The sequence below is a fragment of the Stenotrophomonas sp. 610A2 genome, from assembly GCF_030549615.1.
Classification (GTDB): Bacteria; Pseudomonadota; Gammaproteobacteria; order Xanthomonadales; family Xanthomonadaceae; genus Stenotrophomonas; species Stenotrophomonas pigmentata.
Genome location: NZ_CP130832.1, coordinates 3,715,992 through 3,728,442, shown reverse-complemented (window position 1 = coordinate 3,728,442; position 12,451 = coordinate 3,715,992). Strand labels below are relative to the sequence as shown.

At 61.0% G+C, this 12,451-nt stretch carries 15 protein-coding genes; 8 read left to right on the top strand and 7 right to left on the bottom strand.

Annotation, left to right across the window (positions count from 1 at the left end):
- The first annotated feature begins 40 nt into the window (after positions 1-40).
- From Q5Z11_RS16620 to Q5Z11_RS16605, 4 genes are all read left to right on the top strand, one after another.
- Entirely contained in the window at positions 41-1,189 is a 1,149-nt protein-coding gene (locus Q5Z11_RS16620) for a PepSY-associated TM helix domain-containing protein (protein WP_303747417.1), read from the top strand.
- The gene (locus tag Q5Z11_RS16615; protein ID WP_303747416.1) at positions 1,186-1,359 is read left to right on the top strand and encodes a hypothetical protein; all 174 of its coding nucleotides are present in this window, start codon (positions 1,186-1,188) and stop codon (positions 1,357-1,359) included. Before Q5Z11_RS16620 ends, Q5Z11_RS16615 begins: the two co-directional genes overlap by 4 nt.
- A gap of 304 nt (positions 1,360-1,663) precedes the next feature.
- The gene (locus tag Q5Z11_RS16610; RefSeq protein ID WP_303747415.1) at positions 1,664-1,933 is read left to right on the top strand and encodes a hypothetical protein; all 270 of its coding nucleotides are present in this window, start codon (positions 1,664-1,666) and stop codon (positions 1,931-1,933) included.
- A gap of 167 nt (positions 1,934-2,100) precedes the next feature.
- Positions 2,101-2,778 (top strand): hypothetical protein, encoded by a 678-nt coding sequence (locus Q5Z11_RS16605; protein WP_303747414.1) that lies wholly within the window; start codon positions 2,101-2,103, stop codon positions 2,776-2,778.
- Positions 2,779-2,912: 134 nt separating this feature from the next.
- Here Q5Z11_RS16605 and Q5Z11_RS16600 read toward each other — a convergent pair whose 3' ends face one another.
- The 6 genes from Q5Z11_RS16600 to Q5Z11_RS16575 form a co-directional block, all read right to left on the bottom strand.
- The gene (locus Q5Z11_RS16600) at positions 2,913-4,121 is read right to left on the bottom strand and encodes a low temperature requirement protein A (RefSeq protein WP_303747413.1); all 1,209 of its coding nucleotides are present in this window, start codon (positions 4,119-4,121) and stop codon (positions 2,913-2,915) included.
- Positions 4,118-4,393 carry a hypothetical protein gene (locus Q5Z11_RS16595; RefSeq protein ID WP_303747412.1) on the bottom strand — a complete coding sequence of 92 codons (276 nt, stop codon included), beginning with the start codon at positions 4,391-4,393 and terminating at the stop codon, positions 4,118-4,120. The genes Q5Z11_RS16600 and Q5Z11_RS16595 overlap by 4 nt, the downstream gene beginning before the upstream one ends.
- On the bottom strand, positions 4,390-5,832 hold the full coding sequence (locus tag Q5Z11_RS16590) for an aldehyde dehydrogenase family protein (RefSeq protein WP_303747411.1): 1,443 nt from the start codon (positions 5,830-5,832) through the stop codon (positions 4,390-4,392). The genes Q5Z11_RS16595 and Q5Z11_RS16590 overlap by 4 nt, the downstream gene beginning before the upstream one ends.
- A gap of 122 nt (positions 5,833-5,954) precedes the next feature.
- On the bottom strand, positions 5,955-6,728 hold the full coding sequence (locus Q5Z11_RS16585; RefSeq protein WP_303747410.1) for an SDR family oxidoreductase: 774 nt from the start codon (positions 6,726-6,728) through the stop codon (positions 5,955-5,957).
- Positions 6,729-6,839: 111 nt separating this feature from the next.
- Positions 6,840-7,244 carry a hypothetical protein gene (locus Q5Z11_RS16580; RefSeq protein ID WP_303747409.1) on the bottom strand — a complete coding sequence of 135 codons (405 nt, stop codon included), beginning with the start codon at positions 7,242-7,244 and terminating at the stop codon, positions 6,840-6,842.
- Between the two features lie 177 nt (positions 7,245-7,421).
- Positions 7,422-7,697 carry a hypothetical protein gene (locus Q5Z11_RS16575; protein ID WP_303747408.1) on the bottom strand — a complete coding sequence of 92 codons (276 nt, stop codon included), beginning with the start codon at positions 7,695-7,697 and terminating at the stop codon, positions 7,422-7,424.
- 135 nt (positions 7,698-7,832) lie between these two features.
- Here Q5Z11_RS16575 and Q5Z11_RS16570 point away from each other — a divergent pair, with 135 nt between their 5' ends.
- Both Q5Z11_RS16570 and Q5Z11_RS16565 read left to right on the top strand, forming a co-directional pair.
- Complete coding sequence (locus Q5Z11_RS16570) at positions 7,833-8,243, top strand: hypothetical protein (RefSeq protein WP_303747407.1); 411 nt, start codon at positions 7,833-7,835, stop codon at positions 8,241-8,243.
- A 125-nt stretch (positions 8,244-8,368) separates the two neighbouring features.
- Entirely contained in the window at positions 8,369-9,928 is a 1,560-nt protein-coding gene (locus Q5Z11_RS16565; protein ID WP_303747406.1) for a sensor histidine kinase, read from the top strand.
- Here Q5Z11_RS16565 and Q5Z11_RS16560 read toward each other — a convergent pair.
- Complete coding sequence (locus Q5Z11_RS16560) at positions 9,890-10,627, bottom strand: response regulator transcription factor (RefSeq protein ID WP_303747405.1); 738 nt, start codon at positions 10,625-10,627, stop codon at positions 9,890-9,892. The genes Q5Z11_RS16565 and Q5Z11_RS16560 overlap by 39 nt on opposite strands.
- Positions 10,628-10,952: 325 nt before the next feature.
- On the opposite strand from Q5Z11_RS16560, the gene Q5Z11_RS16555 reads away from it, so the two are divergent.
- Both Q5Z11_RS16555 and Q5Z11_RS16550 read left to right on the top strand, forming a co-directional pair.
- The gene (locus tag Q5Z11_RS16555) at positions 10,953-11,228 is read left to right on the top strand and encodes a metal/formaldehyde-sensitive transcriptional repressor (protein WP_282268719.1); all 276 of its coding nucleotides are present in this window, start codon (positions 10,953-10,955) and stop codon (positions 11,226-11,228) included.
- 49 nt (positions 11,229-11,277) lie between these two features.
- Positions 11,278-12,387, top strand: a complete 1,110-nt coding sequence (locus tag Q5Z11_RS16550) for an S-(hydroxymethyl)glutathione dehydrogenase/class III alcohol dehydrogenase (protein ID WP_303747404.1) — start codon at positions 11,278-11,280, stop codon at positions 12,385-12,387.
- The last annotated feature ends 64 nt before the right edge of the window (positions 12,388-12,451 follow it).

Genomic DNA, 12,451 nt, shown 5'->3' with positions numbered 1-12,451 from the left:
GCATGCATCGTGATCTCCCGCAGCAACGAGCCCTACCTACGTGACAGGCACTTCCCGCACCTATCGTCTGAACCTGTGGTTGCACCGTTGGTGCAGCCTGTTGGCAACGCTGCCATTCCTCGTGCTGTGCCTGACCGGCACGGTACTGATCTTCCACGAAGAGATCGATGCAGCGATGGGCGTGATGCCGGCCGCGCCGGGCCTGTCAGCCTCGCAGCGGCCCTTGGCCGAGTCGGTGGATGCGGTGCTGGCGGCCAGCCCGGATGAGAAAATCATCTACCTCGGCCTTGATGCCGATCACCACCCGGGCTTGCTGCTCCTCAACACAGTGCCGCACGGTGACAGCGGTTTCGAGCGGGCGAAGCTGCAGTTCACCGACCTGGCTACCGCCGAACGCATCGATGCCAGTGCAGGCGATGGAACCACCTTGACCGGCTTCCTGCTGGAGCTGCATGCGCAGTGGTTCCTAGGGCCGTTCGGTGAGCTGCTTGGCGCCTTCTTCGCGTTGCTGGTGCTGGTGTCGTTGCTGTCCGGGCTGGTGGTGTATTGGCCGCATGCCAAGAAGGTGGCATTCGGCCTGTTGCGGCGGGGCAAGGGGCCGCGGCTGCGGCAACTGGACCTGCACAACACCATCGGCGCGATCGTGCTGGGCTGGGCATTCGCCGTCAGCCTTACCGGCTTCCTGCTCGGCTTCGGCACGCTGGCAACCGGCTTGTGGTCGCAGCAGCAGCTTGCACGCGTGCAGAGCATGCATACGGGTGCGCCCGTCGATCCGCGTCATCCGCCCATCGATGCCGACCACGCGCTTGCATCGGCGTTGACTGCCGCACCAACAGGTTGGCAGGTCAGCTCGATACTATGGCCGGGCACAGACTTTTCCACGCCCCGCCATTACACCGTTCTGATCGGCGGCAGCGGGCTCGACGAGCGTCTGGTGCGGGTGGTGCTGGTGGATGCCGCCAATGGCGAGGTGGCGGGGACTGCCGAACTGCCGTGGTACCTGAAGGCGATCACGCTGTCCGAGCCGCTGCACTTCGGTGACTACGGTGGCATGCCGCTGAAGATATTGTGGACCGCCTGCACCTGGTTGACCTTGTTCATCACCCTCAATGGTGCATGGCTGTGGTGGGACCGACGGCGCAAGCGCAAGGTGACCGTGCGCAGCAAGACCAGGGAGCTGGCGCCATGACCGGCAAGCACACCATTGTCGCGATCACGCTGCTGGCGATCCTGAGCATGCTTGGCCTGATCGGCATGCTGGTGGTTGAAGGGAGCTGGGACCTCTTCTTCTTCCTGCTGACGATCCTGCCATTGCTGGTGGGCGCGGCTGCTTTGTGGCGAAGAAGATCCGCACGCTGATGCATTGCTGGGCTTGTAGATGAATTGGGAATTTGAAGCTCTCATTGCATCCAGCGCTGAAGATTCTCTCGTTAATTCCAGATCAAAAAATCAACTTCGGTTTTGATAGCTGACTGCGCGCAAGGCGAGGCAATCGCAGCTATACAGCCGGTTCCATTGCCGGTCGAATGACTCGAGCTGCGGTTGCGATGGCGGCAGTTTCTTCACGCTCCTTGCACCTGTTCCAACGCTTCATGAAACCGGATGACGACCTCACCGGAAACGCAGTTATATTCCTGATTCCCCACACGAAGGAGGGATTGGAATGTTAGTGACCAAGCAAACAATGGTGATGGCTCGTACGCTCGGTGTTGCGATTGTCGCTGCCGCAAGCCTGTCTTCCTGCGCAACCTACAAAGAAGAATTCGCAGGGATCAACTCACGTCTCGATCAGCTCGACACGCGCGTTCAGGGCGCGGCCCAGAGTGCCGAATCCGCCAATCAATCCGCACAGCAAGCCAACCAACGGCTGGACCAGATTGAAGGTCGCGTCCAGCAACTCGAAAGGGCTCCCCGCCGCACGCCGCGCGGTTAGTCCGCTCGAGCACGTTTCGTAACGACTCCTTGAGTCGAGTAGTTGAAAAGGAACCCGGTGGCCTTTGTGGGCCACTGGTTTCCATACGTCAGACCGTCTTCTGAAGGAACCGTCCCATCCGTACGCATACAAACCCTGCAATCCGAGCCGCCTGTGGCGCATTGGTAATGGCGCTGGCTTTCGGGAGCATCGGCGTGGCCAGCGCAGAGGATGCTGTCGCGCAACCGGCTGCCGCGGTTGATGAGCTGCCGCCAGGCCAGGAGGTCTCCGACACGGTGATTGAACTTGCCGGTTGGGTTGTCGCGAGCAAGGACAACCAGGGCTACCCGTTTGCGATCATGGACAAGGCCGCTGCACAGATATTGGTGTTTGGCGGAGATGGCAAGCTGCGCGGTGCTACACCCGGTCTGTTCGGGTCGGCAACCGGTGATCACACCGCACCCGGCGTCGCCGGACTCGCGCTGCGCGAGATTCCCGGTCGTGATCGCACCACGCCTGCAGGTCGCTTCGTAGGCGGCTTTGGTCCGTCCATCGATGCAGGCCGTGTGTTGTGGGTGGACTATGAGTCCGCGGTTTCCATCCATCCCACCGCGACCGGCGTGCCAGCCGAGCGTCGCGTCGAGCGCCTTGCATCACCTACGCCGGATGACAATCGCGTCACCCATGGCTGCATCAACGTCTCGCCCGGGTTCTACGAGCAGATCATCAGTTCGACCTTCGAGCGTGGCGGTATCTTCTACATCCTGCCAGACAAGGATTCTCTGGAAGATACCTTTCCGGAGTTCGCACAGAGTCGAGAAGCTGCAAAAGGCAGCGGCGGTGGCGGCGCGCGCTCTTCGCGATGATGGAAATCCGTGGGCTCGCTGCTCGCAGCCGGCGAAGCAGCGCAACGTCTGAGATTCCATATTCAGAGCGCGGGGCTGCGTGTCCTGTGCAAAAGACAGCCGTGGACAAGTACGGCGCACGAGCTCCTGCTGTTTCACTGCTGTACGTTGCCGCGCCGCTCCTGAAACAGACGTGCTTCCCAGAAGCTCACGATCAGCACGACCGCCGTGGTCAGCCAACCCATGATCAACATGTCGGCGCGGAGTCCTACCGGCACGAGCGCCAGCAGCAACAGCACGCCAACCAGGTGGGACACCGGCATCGTCCCGTAGACAATTCGCTTGTAAGCGGCGCTGCCCAGTAGGTAGATGGCGGGTCCTGCCAACAGGATCGCGACCTGCGCGGCGGCCGGATGGGCATGCGGATGTGCAAGTACCAGGTCGTTGCCCACTGCCGAGGCGATCACGCCTGCGATGAGAATTGCATGCACGTAGTGGAAGTAGGCGCCGATGCGGCCGGGGTCGTCCGAATGCAAGATCGCGTTGGTCGCATCCTTGCTTGATGTGCCGAAGTACAGCCACCACATGGCCAAGGTACCCACGAAAGTGGCCAGCAACGCGAGCACCACCGGCGCGTCCCATTCGGCCGCATTGGCCAGTGTCGCGCCGCTGGCCAGCAGGGTTTCGCCCAGCGCCACAATCACGAACAACTGGCAGCGCTCGGCGAGATGACCACCCTCGATGGTCCATTCCCGTGTGCGTGAGCGGCCCATTCCGGGCAGTGCGAAACCGAACATCGGCGATACGTATTCGCAAAGAATCGCGACCACCCATAGCAATGCGCGGGCCTCGTGCTGGACCATCGCCCCGGAGAGCCAGAACACCGCCGAGATCAGCAGCCAGCCAAGCATGCGCCGGTAATTGGGCGCCAGCGGATGGCTTGCGGGCAGTTGCAAGGCGATGAAGGCGGTTCGTCCTACCTGCATCCCCACATAGGCGCCCGCGAACACCAGTCCCCGATCGGCGAATGCCATGGGGATGCTGGCGGCCATCACCAGCCCGAGCAGCATGGTCACGAACATCAGGGCGCGTATGCGCGGCGTCTCCGGGTCGAACCAGTTGGTGACCCAGCAGGTGTACTGCCAGCCCAGCCACACCGCGAACCACAGGATCAGCGTTTCAACCAAGCCGGCAGCGCTGAGGTTGTGCAGCAGCTCATGGCTGAGTTGTGTCACCGCGAATACGTAGACCAGGTCGAAGAACAGTTCTTCATAGGTCACCCGCGCATGGTGGCCGTCGCGGCGGCGCAACAGGGGATGGCCGGGGAACTGGGCGCCAGCCATGTCGCCAGTCGAAGGCTTCATGACAGCGACAACCGCCAGGCAACAACGCAGGCGGCAATTGCCGGTACGGCGAAGACAAGTACAAGGATCGGCAACTCCTCACGGAAGCTGTACCCGGCATGGGTAATACCAACCCACATATTGATGCCTGCAATTACCAGCCAGACCGGGATGAAGAGCTTGGCTGCCACTGCCATGCCGGCCGTGGTGGCTGCCCACAGCCAGCCGAACAGAACAAACAGGCCGAGGAGAACCAGTCCACCAATGATTACCAGAACGACGTGCATGCTCATCTCTCCCGGGAATTGAGTTCAGGCGTGGCCAGGCTTGGCACGGTTTGGCTGCGCGTGCCTGATGAGGAGAATACGCTCAGATTTCCGGCGACATCCTTGCCGCCATACGGTGGAAACACATCGAGCTCAAGGTCGGGATTGCCGATCAGCATGGCCTTGGTGTTGCTCAGGGCATCGAACCCAGCCCTGCCGTAGTACTTGCCCATGCCGCTGTAGCCAACACCGCCAAAAGGCAGGCTGTCGATCCAGCAGTGCAGGTTGGTCTGGTTCACGCAGCCGCCGCCGAAGGAGAGGCTGCCCAGTACGTAGTCGATATGGGCCTGGCGCTTGCTGAAGATGTAAGCGGCCAGCGGCTTGGGTCTGCGCTTAATGATGCCAACGATCTCTGCCAGCTCGGTATAGGGCAGGATCGGCAGGACCGGACCGAAGACCTCCTGCTGCAGCGCTGGATCGTCCCAGCTCGACGGGTAGAGGACGGTCGGCTCCAGATAGCGTCCCGGGATGTCGGAGCGCCCGCCATGCACCACCTTGTCGGGCAGGATGTAGGACGCCACCCGCTGCGTTTCGTGTTCGCTGATCATGCGGGCAAAGTCCGGGCTTTGCTGCGGATCGATGCCGTACATCTTGACGATGGAAGCCTTGAGCTTGCCGATGAATGCGTCGGCCACGCTCTCGTGCACGTAGACGTATCCAGGCGCGATGCACCACTGGCCTGATATCGCGTTGTGTCCCCAGGCGATCCGGTCTGCGGCGATGTCGAGATTGGCGGTCTCGTCGACAATGGTCGGATTCTGTCCGCCCAGTTCCAGGATCACCGGGGTAAGGTTCTCGGCGGCCGCCCGCATGACCACTTTGCCGACGGCGGAGCTACCGGTGAAGAAGATGAAATCGAACGGCAGTTCCAGCAAGGCCGTGATCTCCTCGCGCCCGCCGCTGACAATGGCGACGTTCTCGGATTCGAAGTATTCCGGTATCAGTCGCTGGAACAGGGCGGCCGTGGCCGGCGTGGCGTTGGCCGGCTTCAGCACCACCGGGTTTCCCGCCGCCAATGCTGCGATGGCCGGGTCGAGCAGCAGCAGGATGGGGGCGTTGAATGGACCTATCACCAGCGTTGGGCCATAGGGCTCCTTCAGGATCAGGCCGCTGTTCCCGGTGGCTTGCAATCCCGAGGGAATCTCGACCTTGCGTGGCTTCATCAACTCGGTGAGGTTCTCCCGGTAGTAGCTGATGTTGCCGAGCGGCACGGTGATCTCGAACAGTTGCTCGAACGATGGTTTGCGGAAGTCCTGATGGAGTGCAGCGCAGAAGGCGTCCTGATGTTCGCACAGCATGCGCTCCATACGATCAAGCTGATCAATGCGCCAGGCGCGCGACTTGGTCGCGTCGCTCAGGAAATGCAGCTGTTGGGCATCCAGGATGGATTGGAATCTGTTGGCCATGGGAGTGTCACTGGAGATCGTTACGGGTCCTGGATCCACCTATGTCGCAACATCGGTGGCGGGGCAGGACGCTACGCCGAAAGCGAATCGCGCCCTGCCCATGGCTACCACCGGCGAAGGACTTACCGCGTTGTGTAGCCGCCGTTGGCGAAGATCGTCTGGCCGGTGATCCACCAGCCGTCGGTTACCAGGAATTTGACGATGGGGGAGATGTCTTCGATATCGGTAAGCCCGGTCTTGCTGAATTTGCTCAGCGCGGCCGCGGACTTGTGGTAGGCCACTGCGTCAGGCTGCTCCTGGCCATAGAAGAAGGGGGTATCCATCGGTCCCGGCCCAATCGCATTGACCGAGATTCCCCGCTCGCCGAATTCCTTGGAAGCGGCACGTGTGTAATGCTCAACCGCGGCCTTGCTGCCGGGATAGATTGCATAGAAGGGGGTGTATGCAGCCAGCAACGAGCTGACGATGGTTACGATGTTCCCGCCGTCAGCCAACACGCGGCCCGCCTGCTGGATGAAGAAGAACGCGGCCTTGGCATTGGCGTCAAAGCTCTTGTCGTAGTCTGCCTCGGTGATTTCCGCGATTGGCTTCTTGATCACGACACCGGCGGTGTTGATGGCAATGTCGACCTGTCCGAAATGCGATCTGGCTTGTTCGAACAGTTTCACGTTGTTGGCCACCACGGCCAGGTTGCCTTGGAACAGGATGGCGTCGGCGCCCTTGGCGATCAGCTCGGCGGCGGTTTTCTCCGCTTCCTTCTTCGATGAGTCGCTGTTGTAGTGAATGGCAATTCCGCGCGCTCCCGCATCTACAAACTGATGGGCCACCAAGGCGCCCAGGTTCTTGCCGCCGCCGGCGATGACCGCGACTTTGTTTTTCAGGGAATGGTCAGTCATGGTGATGGTCCTTTGATCTGGAGACGTGCTTCGGCTCGGGTATGGATTCGTGGTGGCCCACGATTCCTGGCGGCGCTGCAATAGATGGAACGCTTGGCTTCGCCTGCTGCTTCAACTGCGGTGGAGACTGGCTCTGGTGCTGCTCAATACCGCGCGCAGTCGTAAAAGCTGCGCGCGACTTTGCTTGGAAACCTCCAGCCGGCTGGTGCCTGTTGCGGCATCCGGGTCGCTCAACCACCGGCCTGCGGAAGCGCCCAGGGTGGCTTTGGCAGCTTCCTGGATGCAGCGCTCTCTAAGCGCCTTCAGCACAGGCTGCAGCTCGTGCAGGGTTCTCACGCGCAAAGGCGCAATCGATTGCCCGGCATGGCCTGCAACAAGAGCGCTATGCAGGTGCGCAACAACATCTGCAAGCAGTGCCGAGGTGATTGCATCTGCCTGCTGAACTTCCGGAAGTCGTTGTTTGATCCTGTCAATGAGCAGGTGCGTGTCGTTGGCTAGACGGGACTTTTTCGGCATGGCTGGATGAAAGTTCGGTCATTTTAGGCAAGGGGGGCTTCTGTTCCTTCACCGCTTTCGAGCTGCGATTTCCTGTTGCAGGTGACGCGGTTCGCTTGGCTTTTGATACTGCGTGGTTGCGTTTGGATGCTCACCATTTATCACCGGTTTCATGAGAAAGCATGCGTGATCCCGGTGTTAAGGCTGGCTATATTCCGTAGCGGGGAACGCATTGTTTTTGGAATGAGCTGGGCACTCGTGTTCAAACGGAAGTAGTGCAGCTTCAATTGCTTCAAGCACCATCAGATCGATCTGGTCGCTGCAGCCGCTGGGGTCCTGCAAGCCGTTGATGTACAGGTTGGCGGCTAATTGCCTGATCTTCTGAAGGACTTGAATTCGAGCATTTGCGTCCAGCGAAACATCGTTCAAAGAGTCACTCAGGGCTTTCAGTTGATCGATGCTTGGGTGCGTCATCCGGTCGGGTTTCCCGCGTTTGTCCAGAGTGTGGGTGTGCTATTGCGGTTGGAAAGTCAGTGTCGGGGCGCCTTGGTTCCAGCGGTATTGTCGATTCAGAGCAGAAAACCTGTATCCATGAATGTGGCGAGGCATATGCTTATCTACCCAGTAAGGACGGTTGGAACTCCCGTCAGCTTCCAGCTCCAGCTCGCGGACTGGCCGGAGGTATGCATAACGGGTTCTTCCGGCCCGGAGGAGAAAATCAACGCTGCCTTGAGGCTGGCTGTGCGCGAGCGCACGGCCGCGTCCCGCCCTGTTCCGTTGCCGCGTGCCAAGCCGCGCGGCGAGATTGCTGCTCGCTTGTCATTTGGTGAATCCCTGAAGGTGATTCTTCTGAACGAGATGATAGGAAAGGCTGCTTCCTATCATTCCCTGGCACTTGCGCTGGGTGTGCCTCCTGCGTTGATCAGGCAGCGTCTGGACATCTCGGGCGCGACAGACCTTGAGTTCCTGGAGAAGGTTGCCGGCGTCCTTGGCAGGCGCTGGTTTGCGTACATTGCATGAGGCAGTATTCAGCTGCGGCGTCCAAGCTATGGAGGCATCGTTCTCCGTGGTAAGCCTTGTTCCTCGTGTGGGCTGCTCCATCGCGACGGGACGGAGGTCTTGGACCTAAGCTACAAAAGCAGGTCGTGGAATACACGCATCGATTGTCACCAGCACGGGTGAGAAACGATGAGGAATGCCAACAGGGTGCGGAAGCCAGCGGGTGCTGGTCCGTGCGTGAACCAGGTGCCGGGAGATTCGTTATCAAACAGGTATTTCTTCTCAGGCCGGTACAGCGTTGGCTTTCCAATATTCCGCTGCAGGACCCGGTTGACCGGCGTAACGCGCCGTTCCTGCAGATACTGCTGATCTTCCTTGGGATATTCATTCCGCTCAACAAGTCGCTTTATCTCTATGCAGTGCTGAGTGATCGCTGGTCGGCTGATCTGCCCGCGCGTAGTGCCATGCTTGCCGATCTGGCGACCGATGTGTTGATGACATCGGCAGTGTGGGCCGCTGTCTGGCTGATTCGAACGGGGCGGTTCCGGCGCGGCATGCATCTGTTCCTTGGCGCGGTGCTGTTGTCCATGGCTGTCATCTACACCACAACGGGAATGCTCGGCCTGCGGTTTGATCCGATGCCGATGATCCTGCTGGCGCTTTCCGGTCTGGTGCTGGGGCGGCGGACGTTGTGGATCACCTTGGCAACGTGTGTTGCCATTCTGGCTGCGACCTTGATCGCGGACTATCTGCGGGCGACGCTGGGCGGCGGAGTGGCCTCGGTCGCAGGTTTCGGCAAGGCGATATCGTTGGCCGGGATCTGGTTGATCATCGCGATCGCGCTGGATCGCACCGTGGCTGCATTGCGCATCAGCCTGGACGAATCGAATGCCCGTGGTCAGGAACTCGAACTGGCATACACCCGTCTGCAGGAGGAAGTGGCGGAACGGGAGCGTACTCGCGAGCAACTCGTGCATGCCCAGAAGATGGAGGCCGTGGGTAGGCTCGCCAGTGGCGTGGCACATGATTTCAACAACGTGCTGGGCATCGTTCTGGGGCAGGCCGCGCAGCGTGAGCGGCTTGCAGACAAGGGGGCCACAGCGCTTTATGGTGCGTTGGAGGACGTTGAGCTCGCTGCCAAGCGAGGGCTGGTGATCAGCAGGAAGCTGTTGAATTTCAGCAGGCAGGATGTGGCACGTCCGCAGGTCTTCGATGCGCGTGCTTCGCTGCAGGAACTCTCGCCAATGCTGAAGCAGCTTTTTGGTGGGCGCGTGCAACTGCAGCTCGACTGCAGTGACGAGGCCCTGCCAGTTCGCATGGATGCAGACCGCTTTGGTTTGGTCGTCCTCAATATTGCAGCCAATGCGAGGGACGCGATCCCCGGTGCGGGTACGTTCCAGATCAAGGCCGCGCGGGAAGACGGAGCGTGGGTCTCACTTGCCTTGGCGGATGACGGTTACGGCATGACGGATGCCGTGCGGGCACGAGCATTCGATCCTTTCTTCACCACCAAGCCTATCGGCATGGGGACGGGACTGGGATTGTCGGTGGTGCTGGACATGGTTCTTGAAGCTGGCGGGAGGGTTGAGCTTGCTGCGCGACAACCGCAGGGAAGCGTGGTGAAGATATTCCTTCCGTTGGCAGACCTGCCGGGAGCTACCCTGGACTCAGTTGGCGAGCAGGTAACCCTGTCCACGGACGGATAGCAGCGGCAATGGTGGCGACTCGGGAGCCGCGCTGGTGGCTTTCCGGCGGATCCGGTGTACCAGGGCTTCCAGGCGGTGTGGATCGAAGTCGGAGGCGTTGTCTGTCAATGCCTCGATCAAGCGTTCCTTTTCGACGGTCTGCCCGCGGTTGGCATTCAGCAGGCCCAGGAGTGATCGCTCCGGGGTGGTCAGCGCGATGATTCGGCCGGACGGAGGCACGAGACACCAGTCGTCAGATACCAAGGTCCAGCGCTCACCACCGCTCTCGGTGTTGCTACCGGTCGCGCCTTGCCGGGCGCGGTCAAGGCGGCGGGACAGGCTATGCAAGGTGGCTGCGATTATGTCGATGTCGACCGGTTTGGAAAGGTAGGCATCAGCACCGCGGAGCATCGCCTGAAGGTGGTTGTCCCTGCTTTCGGTGCCTGTCAGCATGATCAGGCCAAGCCCGGGCTGGATCCGGCGCAGGTGTGCCGCAATGCTCAGGCCATCCTCGCCCGGCAGGGCGATGTCCAGGATCACAACGTCGAACTTCTCGGTCAGCAGGCCGCGGTAGAGGTCGGCGGCGTCATTGAAGCCGTCCACCTTGAAGCCATAGTCACGCAGGCCAGGAAGCAGGACGCGTTCAAGCAGCATCGCATCGTCTTCGGTGATGGCCACCTTCAAGGGAAGGTCGGGGCTTTTGTCGGCTTGGCAGCTCAAGTGGGTGAGGTCTCGATTGTCGGGCCAAGACTACTTGAGTTGCCGGGGACGCATCCAGTTTTTTGCGGTAAGGCTGGGGTCGTGGCTGGCGCAGCGGTTGGTGACGTGCTTCAGCTGAACGCACGTCGGGAAGGCGGGTTCGCATGGGCTTACTCTGCGGGCCTGCACCGGTGGATCAAGGCAGCCAATAACGTGCAGAAACCCCGGTCATGAACTGGGAGCGCGCAAGGGCCATGGCCGCACCATCCGGGTTGCAGGCAGCCCGATTGGCTTTTCCAGGAATGCCAAAATATACTATCCCCCAGTACAGGATATTGGCGTCGTCATGCCGCATTCCCCCGAAGAGAAAAAGAAGGTCCTGGCCCGGGTCAAACGCATCCGTGGCCAGTGCGATGCGCTGGAGCGTGCCTTGGAGGCCGGGGCAGACTGCAATCCGGTGCTGCAGCAGATCGCGGCCATCCGTGGGGCGGTCAACGGGCTGATGTCCGAGGTGATGGAGGCGCACCTGCGCGAGGAGTTCGGCCAACCGGCGCGCTCTGATGCGCAGCGCGCAGCGCGTGTCGCCGAGATGTCCAGCCTGATCCGTTCCTATCTCAAATAGTCCGGCGGCGCCCTGCGCCGTCCTTCGTCATTCCCGCAGGAGAAAATCCATGAAATCACGTGCCGCCGTTGCCTTTGGTCCGGGCCAGCCTTTGCAGATCGTCGAGATCGATGTTGCACCGCCGAAGGCGGGCGAGGTGCTGGTCAAGATCACCCATACAGGTGTCTGCCACACCGATGCCTTCACCCTGTCCGGTGATGATCCGGAAGGTCTGTTCCCGTGCGTGCTCGGCCATGAAGGCGCCGGCATCGTGGTTGAAGTGGGCGAAGGTGTCACCTCGGTGAAGGCCGGTGACCACGTTATTCCGCTGTACACCGCTGAGTGCGGCGAGTGCCTGTTCTGCAAGAGTGGCAAGACCAATCTGTGTACCGCCGTACGCGCCACCCAGGGCAAGGGTGTGATGCCGGATGGCACCAGCCGCTTCTCCTACAACGGCGAGCCGATCTACCACTACATGGGCTGCTCGACCTTCTCCGAGTACACCGTGGTCGCCGAAGTGTCGCTGGCCAAGGTCAACCCTGAAGCGAACCCGGAACACGTCTGCCTGTTGGGCTGTGGCGTCACCACCGGCATCGGTGCCGTGCACAACACCGCCAAGGTCGCCGAAGGCGACAGCGTCGCGGTGTTCGGCCTGGGCGGCATTGGTCTTGCTGTCATCCAGGGCGCGCGCCAGGCCAAGGCTGGTCGCATCATCGCCATCGACACCAACCCGTCCAAGTTCGAGCTGGCCAAGCAGTTCGGCGCCACCGACTGCGTCAACCCGAAGGATCACGACAAGCCGATCCAGCAGGTCATCGTCGAAATGACCGGCTGGGGCGTGGACCACAGCTTCGAGTGCATCGGCAACACCAACGTGATGCGTGCTGCGCTGGAATGCGCCCACCGTGGTTGGGGCCAGAGCGTGATCATCGGCGTGGCCGGTGCAGGCCAGGAAATCTCCACCCGTCCGTTCCAGCTGGTTACCGGCCGCAAGTGGTTGGGTACCGCATTCGGTGGCGTGAAGGGTCGCAGCCAGCTGCCGGGTATGGTCGAGGACGCGATGAAGGGCGATATCGAGCTGGCCCCGTTCGTGACCCACACGATGGAGCTGGACAAGATCAACGAAGCCTTCGACCTGATGCACGAAGGCAAGTCGATCCGCTCGGTCATCCATTACTGATCACAGCCCATGTTGTGGGAGCGGCGTAAGCCGCGAAGCTAGTACTCCGTCAGTCGCAACAGAT

What these genes read in the sequence shown, in the direction of transcription:
- Q5Z11_RS16570 (WP_303747407.1), top strand. Translation starts at nt 7,833, where the DNA reads ATGCTTATCTACCCAGTAAGGACGGTTGGAACTCCCGTCAGCTTCCAG.
- Q5Z11_RS16610 (WP_303747415.1), top strand. Translation starts at nt 1,664, where the DNA reads ATGTTAGTGACCAAGCAAACAATGGTGATGGCTCGTACGCTCGGTGTT.
- Q5Z11_RS16555 (WP_282268719.1), top strand. Translation starts at nt 10,953, where the DNA reads ATGCCGCATTCCCCCGAAGAGAAAAAGAAGGTCCTGGCCCGGGTCAAA.
- Q5Z11_RS16550 (WP_303747404.1), top strand. Translation starts at nt 11,278, where the DNA reads ATGAAATCACGTGCCGCCGTTGCCTTTGGTCCGGGCCAGCCTTTGCAG.
- Q5Z11_RS16575 (WP_303747408.1), bottom strand. Translation starts at nt 7,697, where the DNA reads ATGACGCACCCAAGCATCGATCAACTGAAAGCCCTGAGTGACTCTTTG.
- Q5Z11_RS16585 (WP_303747410.1), bottom strand. Translation starts at nt 6,728, where the DNA reads ATGACTGACCATTCCCTGAAAAACAAAGTCGCGGTCATCGCCGGCGGC.
- Q5Z11_RS16590 (WP_303747411.1), bottom strand. Translation starts at nt 5,832, where the DNA reads ATGGCCAACAGATTCCAATCCATCCTGGATGCCCAACAGCTGCATTTC.
- Q5Z11_RS16595 (WP_303747412.1), bottom strand. Translation starts at nt 4,393, where the DNA reads ATGAGCATGCACGTCGTTCTGGTAATCATTGGTGGACTGGTTCTCCTC.
- Q5Z11_RS16580 (WP_303747409.1), bottom strand. Translation starts at nt 7,244, where the DNA reads ATGCCGAAAAAGTCCCGTCTAGCCAACGACACGCACCTGCTCATTGAC.
- Q5Z11_RS16615 (WP_303747416.1), top strand. Translation starts at nt 1,186, where the DNA reads ATGACCGGCAAGCACACCATTGTCGCGATCACGCTGCTGGCGATCCTG.
- Q5Z11_RS16600 (WP_303747413.1), bottom strand. Translation starts at nt 4,121, where the DNA reads ATGAAGCCTTCGACTGGCGACATGGCTGGCGCCCAGTTCCCCGGCCAT.
- Q5Z11_RS16605 (WP_303747414.1), top strand. Translation starts at nt 2,101, where the DNA reads ATGGCGCTGGCTTTCGGGAGCATCGGCGTGGCCAGCGCAGAGGATGCT.